The organism is Pseudomonas sp. FH1 (assembly GCF_000510895.2).
GTDB classification, from domain to species: domain Bacteria; phylum Pseudomonadota; class Gammaproteobacteria; order Pseudomonadales; family Pseudomonadaceae; genus Aquipseudomonas; species Aquipseudomonas azotoformans_A.
On sequence record NZ_AOHM01000055.1, the window covers coordinates 1 to 23,661 of the forward strand.

The window sequence follows — 23,661 nt, forward strand, 5'->3', positions numbered from 1 at the left end:
ACCCCATTTGCGAAAGCAGATGGGGTTTTGTTTTGGGCGGTCGAAAAGACAGCTAACATCCCAATTCCGCCAACAACTGCCCACAGTGCTAAAGTCGCACCCTCGATTTTTGCTTTTCCCAAGGAAGCCGTTATGCCGGATGCGACGTCCCTCAGCCCTGGATTCATGGTGGTTCACGGCAACCGCCTGGACGAACTGCGCAGCCTGGTGGTCAGTTGGATGCGCCGCTATCCCCTCGCGCCCCTGGAAAACGAAATCGCCCTAGTCCAAAGCAACGGCATCGCCCAGTGGCTCAAGCTGGCCTTGGCCGAAGATCCGGAAGAGGACGACATGGGCGGTTGCGGCATCGCCGCAGCAATCGATGTTCAACTGCCCGGCAGCTTTATGTGGCAGCTCTACCGCATGGTCTTAGGCAAAGATGAAATTCCGCCCAAGTCCCTGCTCGATAAAGCACCGCTGACCTGGCGCCTCATGCGCCTGCTGCCGGAGCTTATCGATCAACCGCACTTCGAGCCGCTGCAGCGCTTTCTCACCCACGACACCGATCTGCGTAAACGCTACCAACTCGCCGAGCGCCTGGCTGACCTGTTCGACCAATATCAGGTCTACCGCGCTGATTGGCTCGAAGACTGGGCTGCCGGCCGCCACCAACTGCGCAACGGTCGAGGCGAGTCAAAACCGCTCAATCCGGCCAATTGCTGGCAAGCCGAACTATGGCGCGCACTGCTGCTGGATGTCGGTGAAGAAGGCATGGCCGAAAGCCGCGCCGGCGTTCACCAGCGTTTTATCGAGCGCATCAATACACTGGAAACAGCGCCCGCGGGCCTGCCATCCCGAGTCATTGTTTTCGGCATCTCCTCGTTGCCCGCCCAGGCACTGGAAGCCCTCGCCGGTCTCGCGCGATTCAGCCAAGTCCTGCTCTGCGTGCACAACCCCTGCCGTCACCATTGGTCTGACATCGTCGCCGATAAAGACTTGCTACGTAACGAATACAAGCGCCAAGCGCGTAAAGCCGGCATGCCGGTCACCATCGACCCACAAACCCTGCACCAGCACGCCCACCCGCTGCTCGCCGCCTGGGGCAAACAAGGCCGTGACTACATCAGCTTGCTGGACAGCTACGACGACCCCAACAGTTACCGCGCAGCATTCCGCGATGGCCGCATCGACCTGTTCAGCGACAGCGAGCCCACCACACTGCTCAACCAGCTCCAGGACGACATCCTGGAACTGCGTCCACTCAATGAAACCCGCGAGCTATGGCCTGCTGTCGACCTGGAACCTGATACCTCCATCCGCTTCCACATCGCCCACAGCGCCCAGCGCGAAGTGGAAATCCTGCACGACCAACTGCTCCAACGCTTCAGTGCCGACCCCTCGCTGCGTCCGCGAGATATCATCGTCATGGTCCCGGATGTCGACAGCTATGCGCCGCATATCCGCGCCGTGTTCGGCCAACTCGAACGCAATGACCCACGCTTCATCCCGTTCACCCTGACCGACCAGGGCCAACGCGGCCGGGACCCGCTGCTGATCGCCGTCGAACATCTGCTGAAACTGCCCGACAGCCGCTTCCCGGTCAGCGAGATCCTCGACCTGCTCGACGTGCCGGCCCTGCGCGAACGCTTCGCCATCCAGGAGCGCGACCTGCCGACGCTGCATCGCTGGATCGAAGGCGCCGGCATCCGCTGGGGGCTCAACGCCGAACAACGTGCCGGCCTAGGCCTGCCAGCAGAGTTGGAACAAAACAGCTGGCGTTTCGGCCTGCGCCGCATGTTGCTCGGTTACGCCGTAGGCACCGGCGCAGCGTGTGAGGGTATCGAGCCCTACGATGAAATCGGTGGCCTCGACGCAGCGCTCATTGGTCCTCTGGTCGCTTTGCTCGACGCACTCAACGACGCACATCAAGCACTGTCGCTACCTGCGGCTCCTGCGCAATGGGGTGAGCGCCTGCAACGCCTGATGCAACTGTTCTTCCTGCCCAGCAGCGAACACGATGACTACCTCCTGGGCCAACTCGAACAGCTCAGGGAAACCTGGCTGGAAACCTGCGAATCCGTCGGCCTGCAGGACGAGTTACCCCTCACCGTAGTCCGCGAAGCTTGGCTCGCAGGTCTGGACCAAGGTCGCCTCTCCCAGCGTTTTCTCGCCGGAGCTGTCAATTTCTGTACGTTGATGCCCATGCGAGCGATCCCATTCAAGCTCGTTTGCCTGCTCGGCATGAACGATGGCGATTACCCGCGCGCGCAATCCCCGCTTGACTTCGACCTGATGGGCAGCGACTACCGCCCCGGCGACCGCTCACGGCGTGAAGACGACCGCTACCTGCTGCTCGAAGCACTCCTGTCAGCCCGCGACCAGCTATACATAAGCTGGGTGGGCCGCAGCATCCGCGATAACAGTGACCGCCCTGCGTCGGTACTCATCGGCCAACTGCGTGATCACCTCTCCAGCGGCTGGCACCACGCTAATGGCGATGAATCGCTGATCGACGCCATGACACAAGAGCACCCACTGCAACCGTTCAGCGCCCGTTACTTCCATGAAGGCGACGCGCTGTTCAGCTACGCCCGTGAGTGGCAATTGCTGCACGAAACGCCGGATGCGAGCCTGAAAGAAGACGGACTCACGCCGCATCAACAGGACGAACCCCTGAGCCTTGGCCAACTTCAAGACTTCCTGCGCAATCCGGTCAAACACTTCTTCAGCCAACGCCTGAAAGTGTTCTTCGAGGCCGCCGAAGTGCCACTGGCCGACGAAGAACCCTTCGTTCTCGACGCCCTGCAACGCTACAGCCTGAGCGACAGTCTACTGAGCGCCGCACTCACCCAACCCGATCATCTCGACCAAGCCCTGAACGCCCAGGCCCTGCGCCTGCAAGGCAGTGGCCTGTTGCCGATGGTCGGTTTCGGCGAATGCCTGCGCAACGAACTGATCGAACCGTTACCCGATCTGTTGCGACGCTATCAGCAACTGCTCGTCCTCTGGCCCACCCCGCACACCGGCGCCGAACCGGTCAGTTTTGAGCATAATGGCGTGCAGTTGGAAGGTTGGATCAGTGGTCTGCATCGACGCAGCGATGGCGGGTTGCTCAGCGTTACCACCATCCCCAACAGCATCGGCTCGATCAAGACCCGCAAGTGGCATCGCCTGATTCGCCCCTGGGTCAATCACGTGGTTGCCTGCGCCTGCGGCCTGCCGCTGAGCACCGGCTTGGTGGCCAGCGATGACACCCTGCTGCTGCCGCCGTTGGATAAAACCAATGCCCAGGAAATCCTCGGTAACCTATTGCTGGCCTGGCATACCGGCATGAGCCAACCCTTACCCGTCGCCGTCAAAACCGCTTTCGCTTGGCTCAGCCAAACTGACCCCGCCAAGGCCCAGGCGGCGGCCAGCAAAGCCTACGAAGGCGATGGCCTGACTACCGATGGCGAACGCCGCGAAACCCCGGCGCTCACCCGGCAATTCCCCGACTACGCCACGCTCATCGCCAGCGAAGAATTCGAAGGTTGGTGCGAAACCCTGTATCGCCCGCTGCTCAACGCCCCGTGGCGATCACTCACAGGCGAGGAGGCCGGCACATGACCAGCAAACCCTTGGCCCTGGCCTTCCCGCTCAAAGGCAGCCAGCTGATTGAAGCCAGCGCCGGCACCGGCAAGACCTTTACCATCTCCGCCCTCTACCTGCGCCTGGTTCTCGGCCACGGTGGCGATGAATCAGGCTTTGGTCGCGAACTGCTGCCGCCGCAAATCCTGGTGGTGACCTTCACCGATGCCGCCACCAAAGAACTGCGCGAACGCATCCGCATCCGCCTGGCTGAAGCAGCACGCTTCTTCCGCGAAGAAATTGAACAGCCCGACGCTCTGATCGCTGATCTACGCGACGAATACCCGCTCGAACAATGGCCCGCCTGCGCCAACCGCTTGGACATCGCCGCCCAATGGATGGACGAAGCCGCCGTCTCGACCATCCACAGTTGGTGTCAGCGCATGCTGCGCGAACACGCCTTCGACAGCGGCAGCCTGTTCACCCAAACCCTGGAAACCGATCACAGCGACTTGCTCGGTGAAGTGTTGCGCGATTACTGGCGACTGTTCTGCTACCCGATGCACGACGACGCACTCAATTGGGTGCGCAGCAACTGGGGTGGCCCCGCCGCATTGATGCCGCGAGTGCGCGCGTTGTTCGGCAGCGAACGGGCCACGGATGAAGCCCGCGAGCCCGCAGAGCTGATCACGGCCTGCCTGCAAGAGCGCCGCGAAGCGCTGACCGCCATCAAGGCGCCCTGGCAACAATGGGCCGCCGAGCTGCGCGACATCTGTCTGCAAGCCGTGGCCGCCAAAGCTGTCGACGGCCGCAAGATGCAAGCGCGTTACTTCGAGCCCTGGTTCGAAAAGATCAGTGCCTGGGCCGCTGACGAAACCCTCGAACAGCTCGACATCGGCACCGGCTTCACCCGCTTGACGCCCGACGGCATGGCCGAAGCCTGGAAGGGCGAGCCGCCGCAGCATCCTGGCATCGACGCCATGGCCGGTCTCAAGGCGACCCTTGATGCGCTGCCAACCCCCGACGCCGCCGTGTTGCAACACGCGGCCGGCTGGGTCGGCAAACGCTTTGAAGAAGAAAAACGCCGTCGCGCCGAAATGGGTTTCGACGACATGCTCATCCGCCTCAACGCTGCACTGCAAGCCGACGGCGGCGAACGCCTGGCCAGTGTGATCCGCGAGCAATTCCCGGTAGCCCTGATCGACGAGTTCCAGGATACCGACCCGGTGCAATACGCCATCTTCGACAGCATTTACCGCATCGAAGAAAACCACCTCGACAGTGGCCTGTTCTTGATCGGCGACCCCAAGCAAGCGATCTACGCCTTCCGTGGCGCCGATATCTACACCTACCTGCGCGCCCGTCAGTCCACCACTGGCCGTCATCACACGTTGGGCACCAACTTCCGCTCCAGCCACGCGATGGTCGAGGCGGTGAACCACGTGTTCCAGCGTGCGGAAACAGGTCGCGGCGCATTCCTGTTCCGCGAGCCCAATGGTGAAAACCCGGTGCCGTTCCACTCGGTACTGTCCCAGGGACGTAAAGAACAATTGCAGGTAAATGGCCAAACGCTGCCAGCCATGAACCTCTGGCACTTGCCTACTGACCAGCCGGTTTCCAACGGGCTGTATCGTCAGCAACTTGCGGCGGCCTGTGCCACGCACATTGTTGAATTGCTCAACGGCGGGCAGCAGGGCAGCGCAGGCTTCCTACAACCGGACGGCAGCTTCAAAGGCGTGCGTCCGTCAGACATCGCCATTCTCGTGCGTGACGGCAAGGAGGCCCAGGCCGTGCGCGCCGAGTTGGCCGCCCGTGGCGTGCGCAGCGTCTACCTGTCCGACAAGGACTCGGTCTTCGCCGCTCAGGAAGCCCACGACCTGCTGGCCTGGCTCAAGGCTTGCGCCGAACCGGATGTGGAACGCCCACTGCGCGCCGCACTGGCTTGCGTCACCCTGAATCTGTCACTGCCGGAGCTGGAGCGTCTGAACCAGGACGAACTGGCGTGGGAAAGCCGCGTCATGCAGTTCCGTGGCTACCGCGTGATTTGGCGTAACCAAGGCGTGCTGCCGATGCTGCGTCGTCTGCTTCACGACTTCAAACTGCCGCAAACCCTGATCGCGCGCAGTGATGGCGAACGTGTTCTGACCAACCTGCTGCACCTCAGCGAATTGCTGCAACAGGCCGCATCGGAACTGGACGGCGAACAGGCACTGATCCGCCATCTGGCCGAACACCTGGCACTTTCTGGTCAGGCGGGTGAAGAACAGATCCTGCGCCTGGAGAGTGATGAGCAACTGGTCAAGGTCGTGACCATCCACAAATCCAAAGGCCTGGAATACGACTTGGTTTTCCTGCCGTTCATTTGTTCAGCCAAGCCGGTGGATGGCAGCCGCTTACCGCTGCACTACCACGATGAAACCGGCAAATCCCAAGTCAGCCTGCGTCCTACGCCTGAGCTGATCGCAAAGGCAGACAATGAGCGTCTGGCCGAAGACCTGCGCCTGTTCTACGTCGCCCTGACACGCGCCAAGCACGCCTGCTGGCTAGGCATCGCCGACCTCAAGCGTGGCAACAGCAACAGCTCCGTGCTGCACCTGTCGGCGCTGGGCTACTTGCTCGGTGCAGGCGCCTCGTTGGGTGAGTCCGCCGGCTTGGCACGCTGGCTCCTGGACCTTCAAGAAGGTTGCACCGCCATCAACTACGCCCAGGTGCCCGAAGCGCAAGACATCCTTTTCCACCCACCACGCAACGAAGCCACGCTGCGAGCGCCGCTCCTGCCCCAGCGCAAGGCTGCGGAAAACTGGTGGATCGCTTCCTACAGCGCCTTGCGCATTGGCGACAGCATGAGCGCCGCCCCGCTCGAAGCACCGGAAAGTCCACAGGCCCAGAAGTTGTTCGATGACGAACGGCTCGACCCCGATGCACCCCGCGAAGTGGCGGCGTCCGGCGGCGATATTCACCGTTTCCCACGCGGTCCTAACCCAGGGACCTTCCTCCACGGCCTATTGGAATGGGCAGGGGAGGACGGCTTCAACGTTACGCCCGAGGCCATCGAAAAAGCCGTGGGCGCCCGCTGCAACCGGCGCAACTGGGAAGGCTGGATCATCACCCTCAGCAGTTGGCTCGGCCACCTGCTGCAAGCGCCACTGCCTGTGGATAACGGTCACGTCTCCCTCAGTGGTTTGCAGCAGTACCAGATCGAGATGGAGTTCTGGTTCGCCAGCCACAAGGTTGACGTACTCGCCGTCGACAAGTTGGTGTGCCAATTCACCCACAACGGCGCTTCCCGCGTTACCGCCGAGCCTGTACTGCTCAACGGCATGTTCAAGGGCTTCATCGATTTGACCTTCGAACACGATGGCCGCTATTACGTGGCCGACTACAAATCCAACTGGCTGGGCCCCGACGATTCGGCCTACACCTTGGATGCCATGGAGCAGTCGATCCTTGATCATCGGTACGACCTTCAATACGTACTTTACCTACTGGCCCTGCACCGCCAACTCAAGGCGCGCCTGTCGGACTACGACTACGACCGGCATGTCGGCGGCGCGCTGTACATTTTCCTGCGGGGCACGCAGTCCGCGAGCCAGGGCGCGTATTTCACCCGACCGCCGCGGGAACTGATCGAAGGCCTGGACCTGCTGTTCCAGGGCAAGCCCATCCCGCCCAAGGTTGAGCCCGCCTGGGAACAAGGAGTGTTGTTATGAGCCTGTCGCCGCTACCGCTGGAGGCGCTGATGCCCCTCAGCCGCGCCGCCGACCTGGTGCAATTGCTGGAGCGCTGGGTAGACCGTGGCTGGTTGCGTGCCTTGGACAAAGCCTTCGTGGGTTTCCTGCACGAGCTTGACCCTCAGGCCGACCCGCTGGTGCTGCTGGCCGCCGCGCTGACCAGCCACCAATTGGGCCATGGTCACGTCTGCCTCGACTTGTTCGAAACCCTCAAGGCGCCGGATTTTGCCCTGTCCTTGCCGCCAGAGGGCGATCTGCAAACCGGCGCCATGTTGTTGCCGTCGCAGTTATTGGAAGGCCTGGACGGCGCCCACTGGTGCCACGCACTGGCCGCCAGTCACCTGGTGGCGTTGGCGGTCGATGGCAGCGAATCCGCGCAGAGTCGTCCTTTGGTACTGTCCGGCAAGCGTCTGTACCTGCGCCGCTACTGGACTTACGAACGGCGCATCGACAGCGCCTTGCGCCTGCGTCTTGCCACCCAGGAAAACGTGGCCGGCGATTTGCCGCAGCGCCTGAACAGCCTGTTCGATCAACCGCCGCCTGACGGTGTGATCGACTGGCAAAAACTCGCCTGCGCCCTGACCACACGCGGCGCATTCAGCATCGTCACCGGCGGCCCTGGCACTGGCAAAACCACCACAGTGGTGCGCCTGCTCGCGCTGTTGCAGGCGCCGGCTGTGGAATCCGGCAGCCCATTGCGCATTCGCCTGGCCGCCCCCACCGGTAAGGCCGCCGCACGCCTCACCGAATCCATCAGCCAACAAGTGCTGTCGCTGAAAGTGCCGGACAGCGTGAAGGAAAAAATCCCGACCCAGGTCACCACCGTTCACCGCTTGCTGGGCAGTCGCCCAGGCACACGGCATTTTCGTCATCACCTCGGCAATCCATTGCCCCTGGATGTGCTGGTGGTGGACGAAGCCTCGATGATCGACCTGGAAATGATGGCCAACCTGCTCGACGCCTTGCCGCGCCATGCACGCCTGGTGCTGCTGGGTGACAAGGACCAACTGGCGTCGGTAGAGGCGGGCGCCGTCCTCGGCGACTTGTGCCGCGACGCCGAAGCCGGTTTCTACAACGCCGACACCCGCCAATGGCTGCAAGCCGTCAGCGGCGAAGACCTCAGCGCCAGCGGCCTGCAGGAAGACCTCGACGGCAGCCACCCCCTGGCCCAGCAAGTGGTGATGCTGCGTTACTCGCGACGTTTCGGCGAAGGCAGTGGCATCGGTCAACTGGCGCGCTGGGTCAACCAGCAAAACGCTGATGAGGCGCGCAAACTGCTCGCCGCGCGCAGTCACGCTGACCTGTTCTGCGTCAGCCTCAAGGGCGAACACGATCACGCCCTCGAACGCCTGGTGCTGGACGGGCAGGGCGACGATGCCGAGGGCTATCGCTATTACCTCAATCTGTTGCAGAGCGCCCGCCCATCGCCGGATACGCCGCGTGAAAGTGAGGCCTGGACCCTCTGGGCGCAACAATTGCTGCAAGCCTTCGACGCGTTCCAACTGCTCTGCGCGGTACGCAAAGGCCCCTGGGGCGTGGAAGGCCTGAACCTGCGCATCACCGCCGCCCTGCGCAAGGTGCGGCTGATCGAAGGCGACGAGCAGTGGTACGAAGGCCGCCCGGTGCTGATGACCCGCAACGATTACGGCCTGGGCCTGATGAACGGCGACATCGGCATCGCGCTCAAACTGCCCGAAAGCGACGGCGGCCCCCAGGTGCTGCGCGTGGCCTTCCCACGCAACGACGGCCAAGGCGGTGTGCGATTTGTGCTGCCCAGCCGTCTGAACGATGTGGAAACCGTGTACGCCATGACCGTGCACAAATCCCAGGGCTCGGAATTCACCCATACCGCGCTGATCCTGCCGGATGCGCTGAACCCGGTGCTCACCAAAGAGCTGATCTACACCGGCATCACCCGGGCCAAGCGCTGGTTCAGCCTGATCGAGCCCCGAGGCGGCGTGTTTGAGGAGGCCGTCAGGCGCAAGGTCAAGCGTTTGAGTGGGTTGATGCTGGAGCTGGGTCACGAATCGGAAAAAACTGACTGATAGGTCATGCCAGATTTCTGGTTCAGTCGCATGATTTTTCTGGAAAAATAGCGGCCCCTGCGAAGACCTACACTTCGCGGGGTTTTCCGCCGCTGTGCTATCGTTGCGGCATCATCTAAAAAACACCTGAGAGAATCGCTGCATGAACGTGGCTGTCTCGCCCACAGAGCGCAGTTTGAGCTGGAGACGCATGCTGCTGGTGGCGTTCCTGTGCGTGTTCGCGCCACACGCTTTCGCCCAGGCGCCCGACCCTGCGGGCGTTGCCGCCCAGCGTGCGCAGGCCGTCACCCAAGTGGTGCTGGGTATCCTCAGTTATGCGCGCTGGCCGGTCGAACCTGCGCAATTGCGCCTGTGCATCGTTGGGCCGACCCAATACACCGACGACCTGATCAAAGGCACCACCCAAGCCACCGGCCGCCCAGTGGTGGTGCAGCGCCTGCTGGCCAGCCATCCCGATATCGTCAATGCGTGCGACGCGGTGTACATCGGCAAGCTCAGCGCCGATGAGCGCAGCCAGTTGTTCACCTCGTTGATCGGCCATCCGGTGCTGAGCATCAGCGAAGGCGGCGACCAATGCACCGTGGGCAGTCTGTTCTGCCTGCGGGTGAGCGATGAGCAGGTGTCGTTCGAGGTCAACCTCGACTCCGTCGCCCGCAGCGGCGTGCGCATTCACCCGAGCGTGCTGCAGTTGTCCCGCCGCCGAGCGCCTGCGTCATGACAGCCGTCAAAGCGCGGCCGACCCTGCGTTCCGTCATTGGTCGCGGGCACATGATCCTGGCGCTGGTGGCGGTGACGCTGGCAAGTGTTTCCCTGACCCTGCTTGGCGTACTGGCGCTGCGGGTCTATGCCGAGCACAACCTGCACCTGATCGCACGCTCCATCAACTACACCGTGGAAGCGGCGGTGGTGTTCAACGACAGCGCGGCGGCCACTGAAGCCCTCAGCCTGATTGCCTCCACCGAAGAAGTGGCCGAGGCCGAAGTCTTCGATGCCAATGGCAAGCTGTTGGCGAAGTGGATACGCCCGGAAACCGGCATGCTCTCGCGGGTCGAGTTGGAGCTGGCGCACACCCTGCTCGAACAACCCATCAGCCAGCCGATCCTGCATCAAGGCAAAGCCATCGGCAGCATTCATCTCACCGGCCACGGCGGTAGCCTGCTGCGCTTCCTGCTCAGCGGCCTGGCCGGGATCCTCATCTGTACCGCCCTCAGCGCATGGGTTGCCCTGCACCTGGCGCGGCGCCTGTTGCGTGGCATCACCGGCCCATTGCAAAGCCTCGCCGCCGTGGCCCATGCCGCCCGTAGCGAGCGCGATTTCGACCGCCGCGTGCCACCGGCGCAAATCGCCGAACTCGACAGCCTCGGCAGTGACTTCAACGCCTTGCTCGGCGAAATGGAAGCCTGGCAGAGCCACCTGCAAAGCGAGAACGAATCCCTCGCCCACCAGGCCAACCACGACAGCCTCACCGGCTTGCCCAATCGTGCGTTCTTCGAAGGCCGTTTGATCCGCGCCCTGCGCAGTGCGGCCAAGGCCAAGGAACAGGTGGCGGTGCTGTACCTCGACAGCGACCGCTTCAAAGAGATCAACGACAGCTTTGGCCACGCTGCCGGCGACGCCGTCCTCGTCGCCGTGGCCGAGCGTGTGCGTGCGCAATTGCGTGAAGATGACCTGGTGGCACGCCTGGGCGGCGATGAGTTCGCCATCCTGCTGGCGCCATTGCACAAGGCGGAAGACGCCGAGCGCATCGCCGACAAGATCATCGCCAGCATGGACCGGCCCATCCCCGTGCCCGGCAACACTCAGGTGTTGACCTCCCTCAGTATCGGCATTGCCATTTACCCCGATCATGGCGCCACCCCTGGCACCTTGCTCAATGCCGCCGACGCGGCGATGTACCAGGCCAAGCGTTTGTCCTCGGGCGGCCAGCAAACGGCGGAGTCGGATAACCCCGTCGTCAACGTTCAACACAGGAGTTGATCCCTTGTTCACGACCGCGCGTTTCATGTTTATCACCTTGCTGGTAGCACTGCTCGCCCTCGGCGGCTGCCAGACGCCGCCCCCCAAAGGGCTGACCCCGGCGCAAGTGGCCGTCCTCAAGCAACAAGGCTTTGAGCTGACCGACGAGGGCTGGGCATTCGGCCTGTCCGGCAAAGTGCTGTTCGGCAGCGACGTCGAAACCCTCAACCAACCCAGCACCGACATCGTCCAACGCATCGGCAAGGCCCTGCTGGGCGTCGGCATCGAACGCGTGCGCGTTGACGGCCACACCGATGCTTCCGGCAAGGAAACCTACAACCAGCAACTGTCCCTGCGCCGCGCAAAAAGCGTGGCGGCGGTGTTGACCGGTGTGGGCATGAAGGAAGAGAACATCCAGCTGCGCGGACTGGGCAGCAGCGAGCCGGTGGCGCCGAACACCACGGTGGCGGGGCGCACGGAGAATCGGCGGGTGTCGATTGTGGTGATTGCGGACTGAGTCACTGCCCCCATCTCAACTTGAAACCCAATCAACTGTGGGGGCTGGCAATCCAGCTCCCACAGTTGTTGTTGCGGTGTGCCTGAAACAGCGTTCGCGAAGTAATGGCTCGTTAGGAAAGCTCTGCCATGACGAATGTTGATGGCTAGGCTGACGAGGTTTCGCTTTTTCGCACGAAGTCGGCTTAGTTAAATGGCCGCTCTGAGTCGCCCCAAAGCTCATCATTCAAATCCTCCGATAACAGCCACAAGCCGAGCCCCATGGACAACTCCGATATCGCGATCACGCTGGTCTTGATCTCAGCCTTCATGCACGCCACTTGGAACGCTGTCGTCCGCGCCGGCAGCAGTCGCTTCATGACCTTGGCCATGGTGGATGGCACCGCGCTGGTGATATGCCTGTTGGCGTTGCCGTTTGTCAGCGTGCCGAGCCTGGAGGTGTGGGGCTACATCCTCGTCTCCGTGGGACTCAATACGGTCTATCGGTTATTTCTGATCAAAGCCTACGAAACGGGTGATTTCGGGCAGGTGTACCCGGTGATGCGAGGGATTCCGCCCGTATTGGTCGCGCTGTTTTCCTCCTTTATGTTGCATGAGCAATTGTCACGCGAGGCGCTGGCGGGTGTGGTGTTGATTTGTGTGGGCATCATCAGCCTGACATGTGTGCGCAGGATGACGGCGCAGATGCTCAAGCCGATCCTGATGGCGGTGTGTGCCGGGGCGTTTATCGCGGCTTACACGGTGGTGGACGCCAAAGGCGTGAGAGCCAGTGAAACGGTGTTGCAATACATCATCTACCTGACGGTATTCCAGAGCATTCCGATCCCGGTGCTGGCGTTTTCCAGGGAGCGTTTGGCCTTGATGCGTGCGATACGTGGGCATTGGCGAGTCGGCCTGTTGGGCGACCTGTTGGGCGGTGTTTTTTACCTGGCGTCTTACGGATTGGTGTTGTTTGCGTTGTCGCTGGACGCGGTGGCCAAGGTCTCAGCGCTGCGGGAAACCAGTGTTATTATCGGCGCCATTATTGCCGCGCTGTTCTTTCACGAACGGTTCGGTTGGCGACGTATGCTTTCGGCATTCGTCATTGTTTGCGGGATCATCTTGATCAAAGTGAGCACCTGATGGCCCAGCGTCCGCCTCCCACTCCGATGCTTCAAGCGTTCGTCAGCGCTGCGCAAACCGGTAGCTTTGCGCGTGCGGCGTCGCAGCTTAACCTCACCGCCAGCGCCATCAGCCATCAAATTGCAGGCCTGGAGGAGTGGTGGGGCGTGCAGTTGTTTGAGCGGCATTCGCGCGGCGTCAAGCTGACGTCCGCAGGGCAGGCTTTGTTGCCGGTCACCGACGGATTTTTCAAGGCGCTGGATGGGGTCTTGCATTCACTCAACCCCGCAAAATCCCGACCGCTGTACCTCTCATGCACGTCCTCGCTCTGCTCGACATGGCTGATCCCCAGGATGCACGGCTCTCACACTGAGGCCTCATTCAACCTTGATCTGGTGTTGACCAGTGCTGACATCAACCGCACTAGTCTGGAAGCGCATCAATACGATGTCGCGGTGGTGATGGGGTATGGCGATTACCCGGATCATCATGTTGAACTGCTGATGCGTGACGCGGTGTTCCCCGTTTGCTCGCCGGAATTTCTACGGTTGAAGGGGGATATCGCGCCGGGGGATGTGGCCCAACACCCGCTGATTCATCGGGTGGACGATCAGGTATGTCCGGGGTGGGAAAGCTGGTTTGCGTTTCAGGGCCTGCCAACGCCGCCTTATCACCATGGGCCTCGATTTCCGGATTCGAGCCTGGCGATCAGTCTGGCGGTAAAGGGCACAGGGATTGCGCTGGGCAGGACTGCGTTGGTGTATGACCAATTGGAAAACGGTGCATTGGTTGCGTTGAAAAGCCCCGTAATGATGTCCCCAGCGGCCTACTACATCATTTGTCGAAATGGGCGACAGTCAGAGCCGGATATTGCGCGGCTGATTGAATGGCTCAAGACCCGTGCGGGCGAGTTCCTGCGCGAAGTTCGGGCTCGGTATCCGCAAATAGCCGGGACCACCGCCGTTTAAATGTGGGAAGGAGCAGGGCTCCTCCCGCATTCGAGCGGTGATCGCTTAACGGCTTGGCGTCATCGCTTGCGTCAGGTCATCGACCACGGCTTTGCCCATCTCACACAGGTAATGCGCGGCCCACGCGTATTGCTCGCCGCGTACATCCATGGCGGCTTCCATCGCGAGTTTCTTGGAGTAGAAAAGCAAGGTGGAGGCGTGCTCTAACGCTTCCTCAATGGGCATGCCGGCGTTGACGCGGAACAGGGGTTTTTCGTTTTCGCCGTAATCGCCGAAGGTGACGACGCCGAGGGTGGTGATGGAAGAAAGCGGTGGGTCGGGGACGATTTTAGTCATGATCTATACCTGGGAGTTTAGGGAGCCACCCACTCATGTCGCTAAACATGAAAGGGTGGCAGCTGTACGCAGGTTAGCGAACCGGACCCAGGACCCGGCAGACCCGAAGGTCTCCCACGCACAGCCGCCATAACACGACAACGACGAGCATGAAGCGCTTGCCGTTGGAGGCTGTGTCCGGGTTCGGGTCGCTAAACCCGTTCGCTGATGTCAGCGAAGTACGGAGGCTAATGACTCGAACCCTAAGGCACAATAGGCCGGAGATTCTCTAGGAAACGTCCTGCAAATTAAAGCGAATCATCGTTGATGGCCCTTTAATCCGCGAACCTGATCTCCCTGGTCTCCCCCATCAACAACCCCTGATTCTGCTCCGTCACTTCCCTGATGTAGTCCCACAACAACGTAATCCGCTTCAACTTCCTCAGATCCTCCCGGCAATACATCCAGAACTGCAAGGCACACAGGTTTTTCCCAATGATTAAAGGGTTAAACCGTTATGAGTCAGCTTACAGAGCGTCTTACTGTTACAAGCCCTGGGCCAAACCCTACAGGTCCCTTGAGGCCAGCTACGAGGCTCGCCAAGCCCTACCACTTCAGGCGCAACGGTATTTACTACATGCGTCTCAGGGCGACAGGCGCCACCACAGAGTTCGCTTCGGTGTCCCTCAAGACCAGCAGTCGCCGGGAAGCTATGGACGCATCAGACCTTCTCTCGGAACTCGTTAGGGTGTTCCACCGGGAGACCCCAGGCGCGACATGGCACGAGCTGAAAGAACACTTTCGGGCGGTCTCTGAGGAAGTCCTTGCAGGCGGTGATGTGGCTCAGCAGTGGGGCGGCTTACACACAGGGGCGAGTGGTGGCGGTCTCGGTGTCGTGGGGGCTCTGAGGCTCGTAGAGAGTGCTTCCGGGCGTAAACCAGTAGTTGGCGTGTCTCCGCCTCAATCTGTACAGAGGCTGACCTTTGAGACCCTCTCAGCTTTGTACTTGAAGGACCGTTCAGGCGAACAGAAAGCGTCAACGCTGAGTACCACCAAGTTCACGCATGGGGTTCTTATTGAGCTGTTGGGCTCCCTGGATCTACGGGTACACACACGAGAAGACCTTGTGGGCCTTCGGGACACCCTTGCGACGACTCGTAAGCCTTCAACGGTTAACCAGATGCTCATGAAGCTCTCTGCTGTCCTGAACTGGGCTGTTGAGAATGGTCACCTCGAAAAGTCATACGACAAGAAACTGAAGTTCACGAAGGGGCTTGAGTCGACCCGTAAGGCATTCTCACAGGATCAGGTGGGCAAGATCGTTGCTTACGCGAATACGTTCCCTGAGACCTCTTGGAAGCGCTGGTTGCTAAGTCTGGGGGCAATCACTGGCGGGCGTCTCAATGAAATCTCTCAGTTGACGGTAGGTGACGTGCAGACACTGGGCACAGGCATTACGGCCATTCACATCAATGAGGTGGGAGAGGGGAAGACGATCAAGAACAAGCGTAGCGAACGTTTGATACCACTGACAGACGGGGCCTACGGTTTTGACCTTGCGGCATTCCTGCGATATGTAGAGTCGTGCAGGCTTGCAGGAGCGGACGCACTGGCTCAGATTGGATATAGACCCGCTGGAGAATGGGCTAACCAGACAGCCATCCCTGAGGCACTGGGAGACTCCTATGCGCGGGGCTTGGTGTTCCACTCGTTACGTCACTCGCTGGCGTCCCTTATGCAGGAGCATGGTGTTCCCACCACGCATGCCCAGGCCGTAATGGGGCACGCTACCGGTACGATAACTTTTGATGTCTACGGCTCAGGGGTTCCCGTTGAGACGCTGGCGGGGTTATTGAAGAAAGTTTTCAAACGAGAGGTCGTTGATTGAATGCGTTAGAAACCGTTCTGGCTATCCCGTACCACTACAAGCGTAAAGGGATTTGCTATCTGCGTTTGCGGCCACGGGGTGCCAAGCCCGATTGCTTCAGTATTTCGCTACGTACCTCAGATGATGCATTAGCTTCGCGCATCACCGGGGATATCTTACGGCGACTTTCTGAGTTCCACTTCAGGAAACCAGTGGCTTCATGGAAACAGCTAAGAGCGCGCGCGGAAGAAATCTCGCTGAGGTGCTTGTCTGAGTTTCATGGTGATGTGTCGACGGCGGCGTATCGAGCTGATAAGACCCTGCGTCCTACCTCTTACAAAGAGCCAGTCACCACGGCCCCTCGAAAGAAGTTTTACTTCACGCCTCGCGGGGTAGTGGGACCAGACTGCGCAATTCAAAAACCGGACTACGGCAACCCTGTGCAGGGGCTTGGCAATCCTCGTGGTCTGTGGAAAGCAAACCTTACTGTTCCCGGTGAGGACGCTCGGCCTCTGGTCGAAGAGATAGTTCAGGTGCATGAAGCCAACTACAGGAAGCTCCTGGCGGAACACAAAAAGAATCCACCAGTGGTTGCACATGGTAGGAAGCCTCTGTTGCCTTATGAGGGTGATATGCCTTTCGTGATCAACGATGACGGTACTGTGACCTTCAGAATCATTCGGTATGCATCGTGCATTGACAGACATACCGAAGAGAACAAACCGTCGCCTTTGAAGGTTGTGGACTCGAAGGGCAATAGCATCGACAACGTTCCGGCCATTGCTGGCGGCTCCGAGTTGAAAGTGAAGTTCACTCTGTTCCCGTATGTCTGGACTGCTGTGGCTGGTGCTTCCGTAAAGTTGCAACTCGACAGCGTAATGCTGATTAAGCTGGTTGAACCTGATTCCGATGATGGCTGGGGTGCTGAGGCCGTCGAGGGCGGTTACGTGAGGTCAGACCTACAATTGCCATAGGGGATCGAGCTGGACATCCTCACGGGACACCCTGACCACGAGCGGTTGTTCGTAGCAACCCAGGTAGCCCGTGAGGTTGGCTTGAAGGACCCAGCCACCGCCAGCAGTCGAACTTAATTACACAGGGTCGCCCTTCAGATATCTACAGGGCTTTCAAACGGCCCGTTCGGTTTACCGCCGTCGCCAGTCAGCAGCCACCAGCGATACGACGGAAACACGCGCCCCAAAATTTCTATCTCTTCCAACCCCATTCGTGCCCGACCACGCTTAACATTCTGCCAGCGTACATACGGAACATCCCCAGCGCCTGCCAGGTCGCTCAATTGCGCTCGCCCCAGTAGCAGTGCAGCGCGTTCAGCAATATTCATAAATTCCCTTCAGAAAGCAGTTGGTTTGTGTAAATAGTACATGTACTCTGTACATATTGCGATCATAAACAGCTTTCATAATCCCATGCTATCACAGCCATCAACGCGGGTAGCACCAAGTTACCAGCTCGGAAGGACACCTCAAATGACCACAGTAGATGCTTTCCCACACCACACTCCTGCCTACACCGAGTGGTACTACCGCTCCTTAGCAATTACTGAACCCAGTTCGGTTTTTCGCGGTTCCGGACTCAGCCACGAGTTATACAGACGGATTGCAAAACCACCACCAGATTAAAACCCCTCACTGAAAGCAGCCCTGCTGTTCCCACTCTATGAGCCTTTAACTTAGAGACTTCTTTAAGTCCCCTCTAAGGACCCTCTACGCCCTCAATTCTGTAAATCATCCAAGTAACTAACTTTCATAACTTATTGGAGGCCCAAGTGGCCTCTAAGGGATTCTTGTGTCCGCAGAAAGCCAAACCATCCAACTAACGAAGCATGACTTTAGCGCAATCACTGATGTTTCTTCATGGGCCTATGAGACCCTTTCTAATATCTATGGTCCCGACCTTGCAGCGTCTCAGTTAAGTCTTGAGCATGAAGCCTATACGCTGGGTGAGGATCACTTTAAGAAAGTCCTTGAGCGTTCTATTGATCGCAATGAGTTCGCTGACAACGCTACAGCTAAGCCTGTGTTGGCCTCCCTGATTCCTTTGATGGCTAAGGCGTTCGAAGACTGGGTTGAGCATCAGGTAACTAAAGTGAAGCGAAAGAACATTGGCTTGCCTTATCTTCAACTGGTTAAAGCGGAGAACGTCGCGGCAATCACCGTTAAGACAGTTCTCAATATGGTCGCTAAGAAGGGGCCTTTGAGCGTTCAGCAAGTTTCAGTAGCGGTCGGCAAGGCTGTTGAAGAAGAGGCGCGCTTTGGCCGTATCCGTGAACAGGAGGCCGAACACTTCAACAAGCGTATTCGCCCAGCACTGAACAAACGTAACGGACACACATACAAAATTAAGTTCATGGAGAAAGTAGAGGCCCACATGATGGCCGCTAATGAACTGACCACTAAGTGGACCTCCTGGGACGCCTTGGACAACTACGTCACCTTTCACATCGGCGTAAAGCTTCTTGAACTGCTCATTGAGTCCACTCAGTTGGTCGAGATGAAGCGGGAGCATGCAGGCAACGCAAAGCTTGACGGTGAGTTCATCTACCTGACCCCTGAGTGGGCCGAAAAGCTATGCAACCGTGCATACGCACTGGCTGAGATTACTCCGCGCTACCAGCCGATGATCGTACCGCCCCGCGAGTGGACCGGAATGATTGGCGGTGGTTACTGGGCGAAGGGCCGTAAGCCTGTGCCGTTGATTCGGGTCCGCTCGAAGAAGGCTCTACAGCGCTACAAGGACGTGTCGATGCCCGAGGTCTACAAGGCCGTGAACATCGCCCAGGCGTCCGCTTGGAAGGTGAACGCAAAGGTTCTCGAAGTCGCCAAGGAGGTGATGCAGTGGAAGCACGTTCCAATCGACAAGTTTCCTACAGCCGACAAAGAAGCCTTGCCGGTCAAGCCTGCGAACATTGACGAAGACCCCGAGGTTCTCAAGGCCTGGAAGAAAGCCGCTTCAACTGTGTATCGCAAGGACCGGGCCCGAGTGAGCCGCCGTCTGTCCTATGAGTTCATCGTAGAGCAGGCCACAAAGTTCGCTGAATACGAGGCCATTTACTTCCCGTACAACCTCGACTGGCGGGGCCGTGTTTACGCCATCCCTTCGTTCAACCCACAAGGCAATGACCTAACCAAGGGTCTCCTGATGGCTTCCATTGCGGAGCCTGTAGGCAAGGACGGCATTGAGTGGCTGAAGATCCACGGGGCCAACTGCGCAGGCGTTGATAAGGTCGACTTTGGTCAGCGCAAGAAGTGGGTAGAGGACAACGAAGAGCTAATCCTTGAGATTGCTCGTGACCCGCTGGGCCAGTCTGAGTGGACCAAGATGGACAGTCCTTTCTGCTTCCTGGCGTTCTGCTTTGAGTGGGCCGGTGTGGTTGAACACGGTGAACTGTGGGAGTCGGCGCTACCTATCGCGTTCGATGGGTCTTGCTCTGGCATCCAACACTTCTCTGCGATGCTCAAAGACGAGCGGGGCGGGCGTGCAGTGAACCTGTTGCCTTCCGAGACCGTTCAGGACATCTATCGACTGGTGTCTGACGGTGTGAACGTTGAGGTTCGTAAAGACCTCACTGAGGGCACTGACGACAGCGTAGAGACGATCACCAACAAGAAGACCGGCGAGATTACCGAGCGGCGCGTACTTGGGACCAGGACCCTGGCCGCTGGATGGCTGGGCTATGGGATTGACCGAGGTGTTACTAAGCGTCCCGTAATGACCCTGGCGTATGGCTCCAAGACCTTTGGGTTCACCGATCAGGTGCGCGAAGACATCATCCAGCCAGCAATAGACAACGGTGATGGCGCTCAGTGGTTCCCCGATGCACAACAGTGTGCCCGCTATATGGCTATCCATATTTGGGACGCTGTGAGTAAGGAAGTAGTAGCAGCCGTTGAGGCGATGAACTGGCTACAGAAAGCGGCCAAGCTGTTGGCCTCTGAGGTCACAGCGACCAAGAAGACCAAGAAGAACCCCGAGCCCGAAATCCTGAAGCCTTGCATGCCTGTGTACTGGGTGACGCCTGACGGGTTCCCTGTGTGGCAGGAATACATGGTGCCTGTGCAACGCCGGGTCGACCTGATCTTCCTGGGTGCTGCTCGCTTGCGCTCAACGATCAACGTTCGGGATTCCAACGAAATCGACGGGGCCAAACAGGAGTCGGGTATCTCTCCGAACTTCGTACACAGTCAAGACGGGTCGCACCTGCGTAAGACAGTCGTTAAGGCGTCTGAAAGCTACGGCGTGGAGTTCTTCGCGTTGATCCATGACAGCTTCGGGACCATCCCAGCGAAGGCCGGGGCGATGTTCAAAGCAGTGCGCGAAACGATGGTTGAGACGTACACCGAGAACGATGTCTTGGACGACTTCCGGGAACAGTTTATGGAGCAGCTCCACGAGACCCAGCTTGAAAAGATGCCAGCGATTCCCGGTAAAGGGTCCTTGGACATCACGAAGATCCTTGAGAGCCAGTTTGCTTTCGCATAGTCTGCATTGAGCTTGTAAGGATGCCACGCATACAATAGTAAATGGATAGCCCTTGTTAAGTACAGGAAGCGACAGGTTGATGAGCGACGATAAGCTAATACAAGAATTACTATACAGGGGTGAGGGTGTAACGCTTGATTACAAGGTTCAGCAATACCCGTTTTCAGGCGCTGATGATATTCAAAAATCAGAGTTGCTTAAAGATATTCTGGCATTTGCCAACGCTTGGCGTACAGAAACGGCTTATATTTTAATTGGCGTGAATGATGCAGGAGAACCTGTGGGGGACGATACGCATATTGATGACTCACGCTTACAGGAATTTATCAATGGGAAGACAGTTCGGCCTGTAAGCTTTTCCTACCGCTCATTAGAATACAAAGGGCTAAAGCTCGGCCTCTATACCATTCCTGTGCAAGATCGCCCGGTTTATATTGGGAAAAAGTACGGTAGAGTGGAAGCTAATACAGCTTATGTGCGTCGTGGTTCATCCACAGCTATTGCGAAGTTGTCCGAGATAGCAGAAATGGGCGCCGCAAGGGTTGCGCAAATACCAGCTCCTTCGCCAAAACTAAAAGTAAGAATTGTAGATGCGAGCTTTAATGCGTCTGATGAGTTCTTGATTCAATATAGCGGTTTCGAATTGCTGCCTATTGAGCAGTATCCAGTAATACAGTATACCGATTACAGAGAAAAAAATTATAACGCTCAATTTAATAAGCAGATGGCGAGGTACTTGCAAGAGGATCGCGGTAAGATCTTGCTATCTCTTGAGGTTACCAATAACGGTGACCAGTTTGCGGATGATGTGAAAGTTATTTTGTCTATTCCCACTTCACCAAATACCTGTTTTAAGGGGCGCTCTGCATTGCTGAGTAGGCCTGAGCGTCATCGTAATTCAGGGCAAGGATCAGTGAGTCCGTATGCAACTAATGGGGGTGCGGTTAGTTATATTGTGAGTTCGACAGTCACGGAGAAGATGGTTACGTTTAATCTTGGTAAAATCCAAGCGGGGGAAACCAAGTGTACGTCAAGCATATATTTAATTAATCCACCTCCTACGCTCAAGGCGTTTGATATTCGAATATTGTCTGATCAATTGCCTGGGGCAGCTAATATTCGTATGCCGGTAAAGGTTGATTTTACTTCGGAAGTATTAACAATGGATCGGCTTAAGGGTTTAGGTTAGATTTTAGAGAGTCAGCGTTTGTAACTTCATGGGGGGGATCGAACTGGACGTACTCACCGGCCACCCTGATCACGACCTACTGTTCGTAGCGACTCAGGTGGCCCGTGCGGCTGGCTTGAAGGCTCCGAGCATGGCCGTTCAAAACTTTCAACCAATTCAGGCCGGGTTCAAGGCAAAGGTTGGCGACCTACCCCTAACGAAATTAGTTAGGGATCGCAGAGCCATCCCGGATACCTCATGGATGTTTGATGAACCCCGCGTCTATCAGATGTTGCTTCGCGGTCACTCCAAGGCATCTGAGCCGTTCCGCAAGTGGGTAACAGAGGAAGTCCTACCGACCATCCGCAAGACCGGTAAGTACAACGCTGAGGAATCCACGAACCCCATCGCCATCGGCGTTATGGATGAACTGAAGACCCTGCGCGGAGAAGTAGGGGAGCTGAAGTCCCTCATTGAAATCCTGATGACTCGCCCAGCTATCACCAGCGCTGAAAGCACTCCAAACCCTGTAAGCACATACCTATGCCCTGAAGTACACACCGAGTTCGTGTGGCGTCACTTCGACCGCAAGCTACTGATCAAGCTGTGTGACATGCAGAAGCTGAGCGTTCCCGTAGCGGACAAGCTGAAGGCCGCTGTGATGGTAAGCTCGAAGTGGCCCTATTGGACCTGTGGAACGCTACCGACGCCCGTAAGTTGCAGACGGAGTTATATGGGTCAACCAAACGGCCTTGGGCACGGTTTCCGATGGATTTTCTGAAGAAACACATAAACCAAGGCGCCTATGCGGTGTGCATGAATGGATTTAAAAACCCCCACTATTAGGACGACACTCTCACACATTGCTTTGGAGAACCATAATGACCCATCCGACGCTCCACACTGTTACATCGCTCGACATGGCCGCACTCACAAACCGACCACGCCGCTTCATTCACCGTGATCTCATGACTCTTTTCACGAAGCTTGCAGACGCTGGACTCGTTGGTAAAGAAGTCGGCGATGGTGGCTTGGTGCGGTGGTTTAATAAGAAAGCCGAAGCCAGCTCATATTGGGTAGGTGGAGAATACCAATACCTTGACTTGCGCAACCGCAAGCAGACAGCCTTGTATATTGCGAAGGACTTCTTGATGGTGGTTGCCGCGCGTATCGACTGTGACGCAACTCGAAAGAAATATATCTCGCTGATGTAATGTAGTTTCGCTGTACGCTTTCGCAAAACAATGGTGCCTAAGCTAAAAATTTAAAACCTCAACTATTACCAAGGCGACCAAGCAAGGTGTTCACGGTTGCCAAGCTCAATGACTCACTCTAAATCTGATGCCCTCAATAAGGGGCTACGGCTGGGGATTTATAACGGTATCTTCATGTGGTCACTACAGGGGTGGGCTCCTTACATATGTGGCGTGCAGAAGGGGGGGGGGCTTTAAGGTTTTGAAGGGTCTTAAAGTCAATCGTTGCTTTGATCTTTTAATATTACTTCTCTTTAGCTTAAAGAAATCGGCATCTCTATGCCTGGAACAAAGCTAAAACTGGTCCTGATCGACTTCATGCCATTACTGACACCTTATAGGCCCGACCGTCTCTTATGTGTCTTTTATTTACCACAGCTTCTTTTGGTTGGACTTCTTGGAACCTGACAGTAGACCCGTATGGGGGTGCTGTGAGGCTGTCAGGAGGTCGGCCAAGAAGTCCAGCCAAAAGGAAATCACATATGAATATTGCAGGTGTCAACACTGAGTTACTTCCTATTGTTATTCAAGGTCACACATTTAACGCGGGCATAGATGGGCGATGGAGTCTCAATGAGATTCACCAAACACTTGGTCTCGTGGAGTCAAAGAGACCATCGGAGTGGAACAACGCTGTATCGGCTGAGCTGAATCGCCCCTAGTTTCGTAGACACCTCCAAGCCTTAAAATGAGGC

16 protein-coding genes and 1 pseudogene are annotated in these 23,661 nt (G+C 58.0%); 14 read left to right on the plus strand and 3 right to left on the minus strand.

The genetic code is table 11. The annotated features are described in order from the left end of the window. Positions 1–132 precede the first annotated feature (132 nt). From recC to H096_RS17375, 8 genes are all read left to right on the plus strand, one after another. The gene (recC, locus tag H096_RS17340; protein WP_033900323.1) at positions 133–3,585 is read left to right on the plus strand and encodes an exodeoxyribonuclease V subunit gamma; all 3,453 of its coding nucleotides are present in this window, start codon (positions 133–135) and stop codon (positions 3,583–3,585) included. After that, positions 3,582–7,256 carry an exodeoxyribonuclease V subunit beta gene (recB, locus tag H096_RS17345; RefSeq protein WP_033900324.1) on the plus strand — a complete coding sequence of 1,225 codons (3,675 nt, stop codon included), beginning with the start codon at positions 3,582–3,584 and terminating at the stop codon, positions 7,254–7,256. Before recC ends, recB begins: the two co-directional genes overlap by 4 nt. Next, positions 7,253–9,322, plus strand: coding sequence for an exodeoxyribonuclease V subunit alpha (gene recD / locus H096_RS17350; RefSeq protein WP_033900326.1), 2,070 nt, complete (start codon positions 7,253–7,255; stop codon positions 9,320–9,322). Before recB ends, recD begins: the two co-directional genes overlap by 4 nt. Positions 9,323–9,464: 142 nt before the next feature. Next, positions 9,465–10,040: a YfiR family protein gene (locus H096_RS17355; RefSeq protein ID WP_033900328.1), complete on the plus strand. Its 576-nt coding sequence runs from the start codon at positions 9,465–9,467 to the stop codon at positions 10,038–10,040. Further along, positions 10,037–11,299: a diguanylate cyclase gene (locus H096_RS17360; RefSeq protein ID WP_033900330.1), complete on the plus strand. Its 1,263-nt coding sequence runs from the start codon at positions 10,037–10,039 to the stop codon at positions 11,297–11,299. Before H096_RS17355 ends, H096_RS17360 begins: the two co-directional genes overlap by 4 nt. Before the next feature lie 4 nt (positions 11,300–11,303). After that, the gene (locus H096_RS17365) at positions 11,304–11,795 is read left to right on the plus strand and encodes an OmpA family protein (protein WP_033900332.1); all 492 of its coding nucleotides are present in this window, start codon (positions 11,304–11,306) and stop codon (positions 11,793–11,795) included. A gap of 260 nt (positions 11,796–12,055) precedes the next feature. Beyond that, a complete protein-coding gene (locus tag H096_RS17370) occupies positions 12,056–12,916 on the plus strand; it encodes an EamA family transporter (protein WP_033900334.1) in 861 nt (286 codons plus the stop codon). After that, entirely contained in the window at positions 12,916–13,863 is a 948-nt protein-coding gene (locus tag H096_RS17375; RefSeq protein ID WP_033900336.1) for a LysR substrate-binding domain-containing protein, read from the plus strand. The genes H096_RS17370 and H096_RS17375 overlap by 1 nt, the downstream gene beginning before the upstream one ends. Positions 13,864–13,908: 45 nt before the next feature. On the opposite strand, the gene H096_RS17380 is transcribed toward H096_RS17375, so the two are convergent. Continuing rightward, positions 13,909–14,199 (minus strand): DUF3077 domain-containing protein, encoded by a 291-nt coding sequence (locus tag H096_RS17380; RefSeq protein ID WP_033900338.1) that lies wholly within the window; start codon positions 14,197–14,199, stop codon positions 13,909–13,911. Between the two features lie 314 nt (positions 14,200–14,513). Continuing rightward, positions 14,514–14,651, minus strand: a pseudogene (locus H096_RS33955) (LysR family transcriptional regulator); the annotation flags it as partial. A gap of 206 nt (positions 14,652–14,857) precedes the next feature. Here H096_RS33955 and H096_RS17385 point away from each other — a divergent pair. Further along, positions 14,858–16,066, plus strand: a complete 1,209-nt coding sequence (locus H096_RS17385; RefSeq protein ID WP_241495514.1) for a tyrosine-type recombinase/integrase — start codon at positions 14,858–14,860, stop codon at positions 16,064–16,066. Next, the gene (locus H096_RS17390) at positions 16,063–17,019 is read left to right on the plus strand and encodes a DUF2815 family protein (protein ID WP_241495515.1); all 957 of its coding nucleotides are present in this window, start codon (positions 16,063–16,065) and stop codon (positions 17,017–17,019) included. The genes H096_RS17385 and H096_RS17390 overlap by 4 nt, the downstream gene beginning before the upstream one ends. A gap of 134 nt (positions 17,020–17,153) precedes the next feature. Here H096_RS17390 and H096_RS33960 read toward each other — a convergent pair whose 3' ends face one another. Continuing rightward, on the minus strand, positions 17,154–17,387 hold the full coding sequence (locus H096_RS33960; protein ID WP_156717495.1) for a DNA-binding protein: 234 nt from the start codon (positions 17,385–17,387) through the stop codon (positions 17,154–17,156). 464 nt (positions 17,388–17,851) lie between these two features. On the opposite strand from H096_RS33960, the gene H096_RS17395 reads away from it, so the two are divergent. The 4 genes from H096_RS17395 to H096_RS17410 all read left to right on the plus strand — a co-directional run bounded on the left by H096_RS17395 (position 17,852) and on the right by H096_RS17410 (position 22,927). After that, positions 17,852–20,545 carry a DNA-directed RNA polymerase gene (locus H096_RS17395; RefSeq protein WP_051422090.1) on the plus strand — a complete coding sequence of 898 codons (2,694 nt, stop codon included), beginning with the start codon at positions 17,852–17,854 and terminating at the stop codon, positions 20,543–20,545. 79 nt (positions 20,546–20,624) lie between these two features. Continuing rightward, the gene (locus H096_RS17400; RefSeq protein WP_051422091.1) at positions 20,625–21,734 is read left to right on the plus strand and encodes an ATP-binding protein; all 1,110 of its coding nucleotides are present in this window, start codon (positions 20,625–20,627) and stop codon (positions 21,732–21,734) included. A gap of 28 nt (positions 21,735–21,762) precedes the next feature. Further along, entirely contained in the window at positions 21,763–22,494 is a 732-nt protein-coding gene (locus H096_RS17405) for a BRO family protein (RefSeq protein ID WP_033900340.1), read from the plus strand. A 100-nt stretch (positions 22,495–22,594) separates the two neighbouring features. After that, positions 22,595–22,927, plus strand: coding sequence for a hypothetical protein (locus tag H096_RS17410; protein ID WP_033900342.1), 333 nt, complete (start codon positions 22,595–22,597; stop codon positions 22,925–22,927). Positions 22,928–23,661 lie beyond the last annotated feature (734 nt).

Excerpts from the sequence above, each read along its gene's own strand:
- H096_RS17380 (WP_033900338.1), bottom strand. The coding sequence starts at position 14,199 with ATGACTAAAATCGTCCCCGACCCACCGCTTTCTTCCATCACCACCCTC.
- H096_RS17355 (WP_033900328.1), top strand. The coding sequence starts at position 9,465 with ATGAACGTGGCTGTCTCGCCCACAGAGCGCAGTTTGAGCTGGAGACGC.
- H096_RS17370 (WP_033900334.1), top strand. The coding sequence starts at position 12,056 with ATGGACAACTCCGATATCGCGATCACGCTGGTCTTGATCTCAGCCTTC.
- H096_RS17405 (WP_033900340.1), top strand. The coding sequence starts at position 21,763 with ATGGGGGGGATCGAACTGGACGTACTCACCGGCCACCCTGATCACGAC.
- recD (WP_033900326.1), top strand. The coding sequence starts at position 7,253 with ATGAGCCTGTCGCCGCTACCGCTGGAGGCGCTGATGCCCCTCAGCCGC.
- recC (WP_033900323.1), top strand. The coding sequence starts at position 133 with ATGCCGGATGCGACGTCCCTCAGCCCTGGATTCATGGTGGTTCACGGC.
- H096_RS33960 (WP_156717495.1), bottom strand. The coding sequence starts at position 17,387 with ATGAATATTGCTGAACGCGCTGCACTGCTACTGGGGCGAGCGCAATTG.
- recB (WP_033900324.1), top strand. The coding sequence starts at position 3,582 with ATGACCAGCAAACCCTTGGCCCTGGCCTTCCCGCTCAAAGGCAGCCAG.
- H096_RS17410 (WP_033900342.1), top strand. The coding sequence starts at position 22,595 with ATGACCCATCCGACGCTCCACACTGTTACATCGCTCGACATGGCCGCA.
- H096_RS17400 (WP_051422091.1), top strand. The coding sequence starts at position 20,625 with ATGAGCGACGATAAGCTAATACAAGAATTACTATACAGGGGTGAGGGT.
- H096_RS17375 (WP_033900336.1), top strand. The coding sequence starts at position 12,916 with ATGGCCCAGCGTCCGCCTCCCACTCCGATGCTTCAAGCGTTCGTCAGC.
- H096_RS17360 (WP_033900330.1), top strand. The coding sequence starts at position 10,037 with ATGACAGCCGTCAAAGCGCGGCCGACCCTGCGTTCCGTCATTGGTCGC.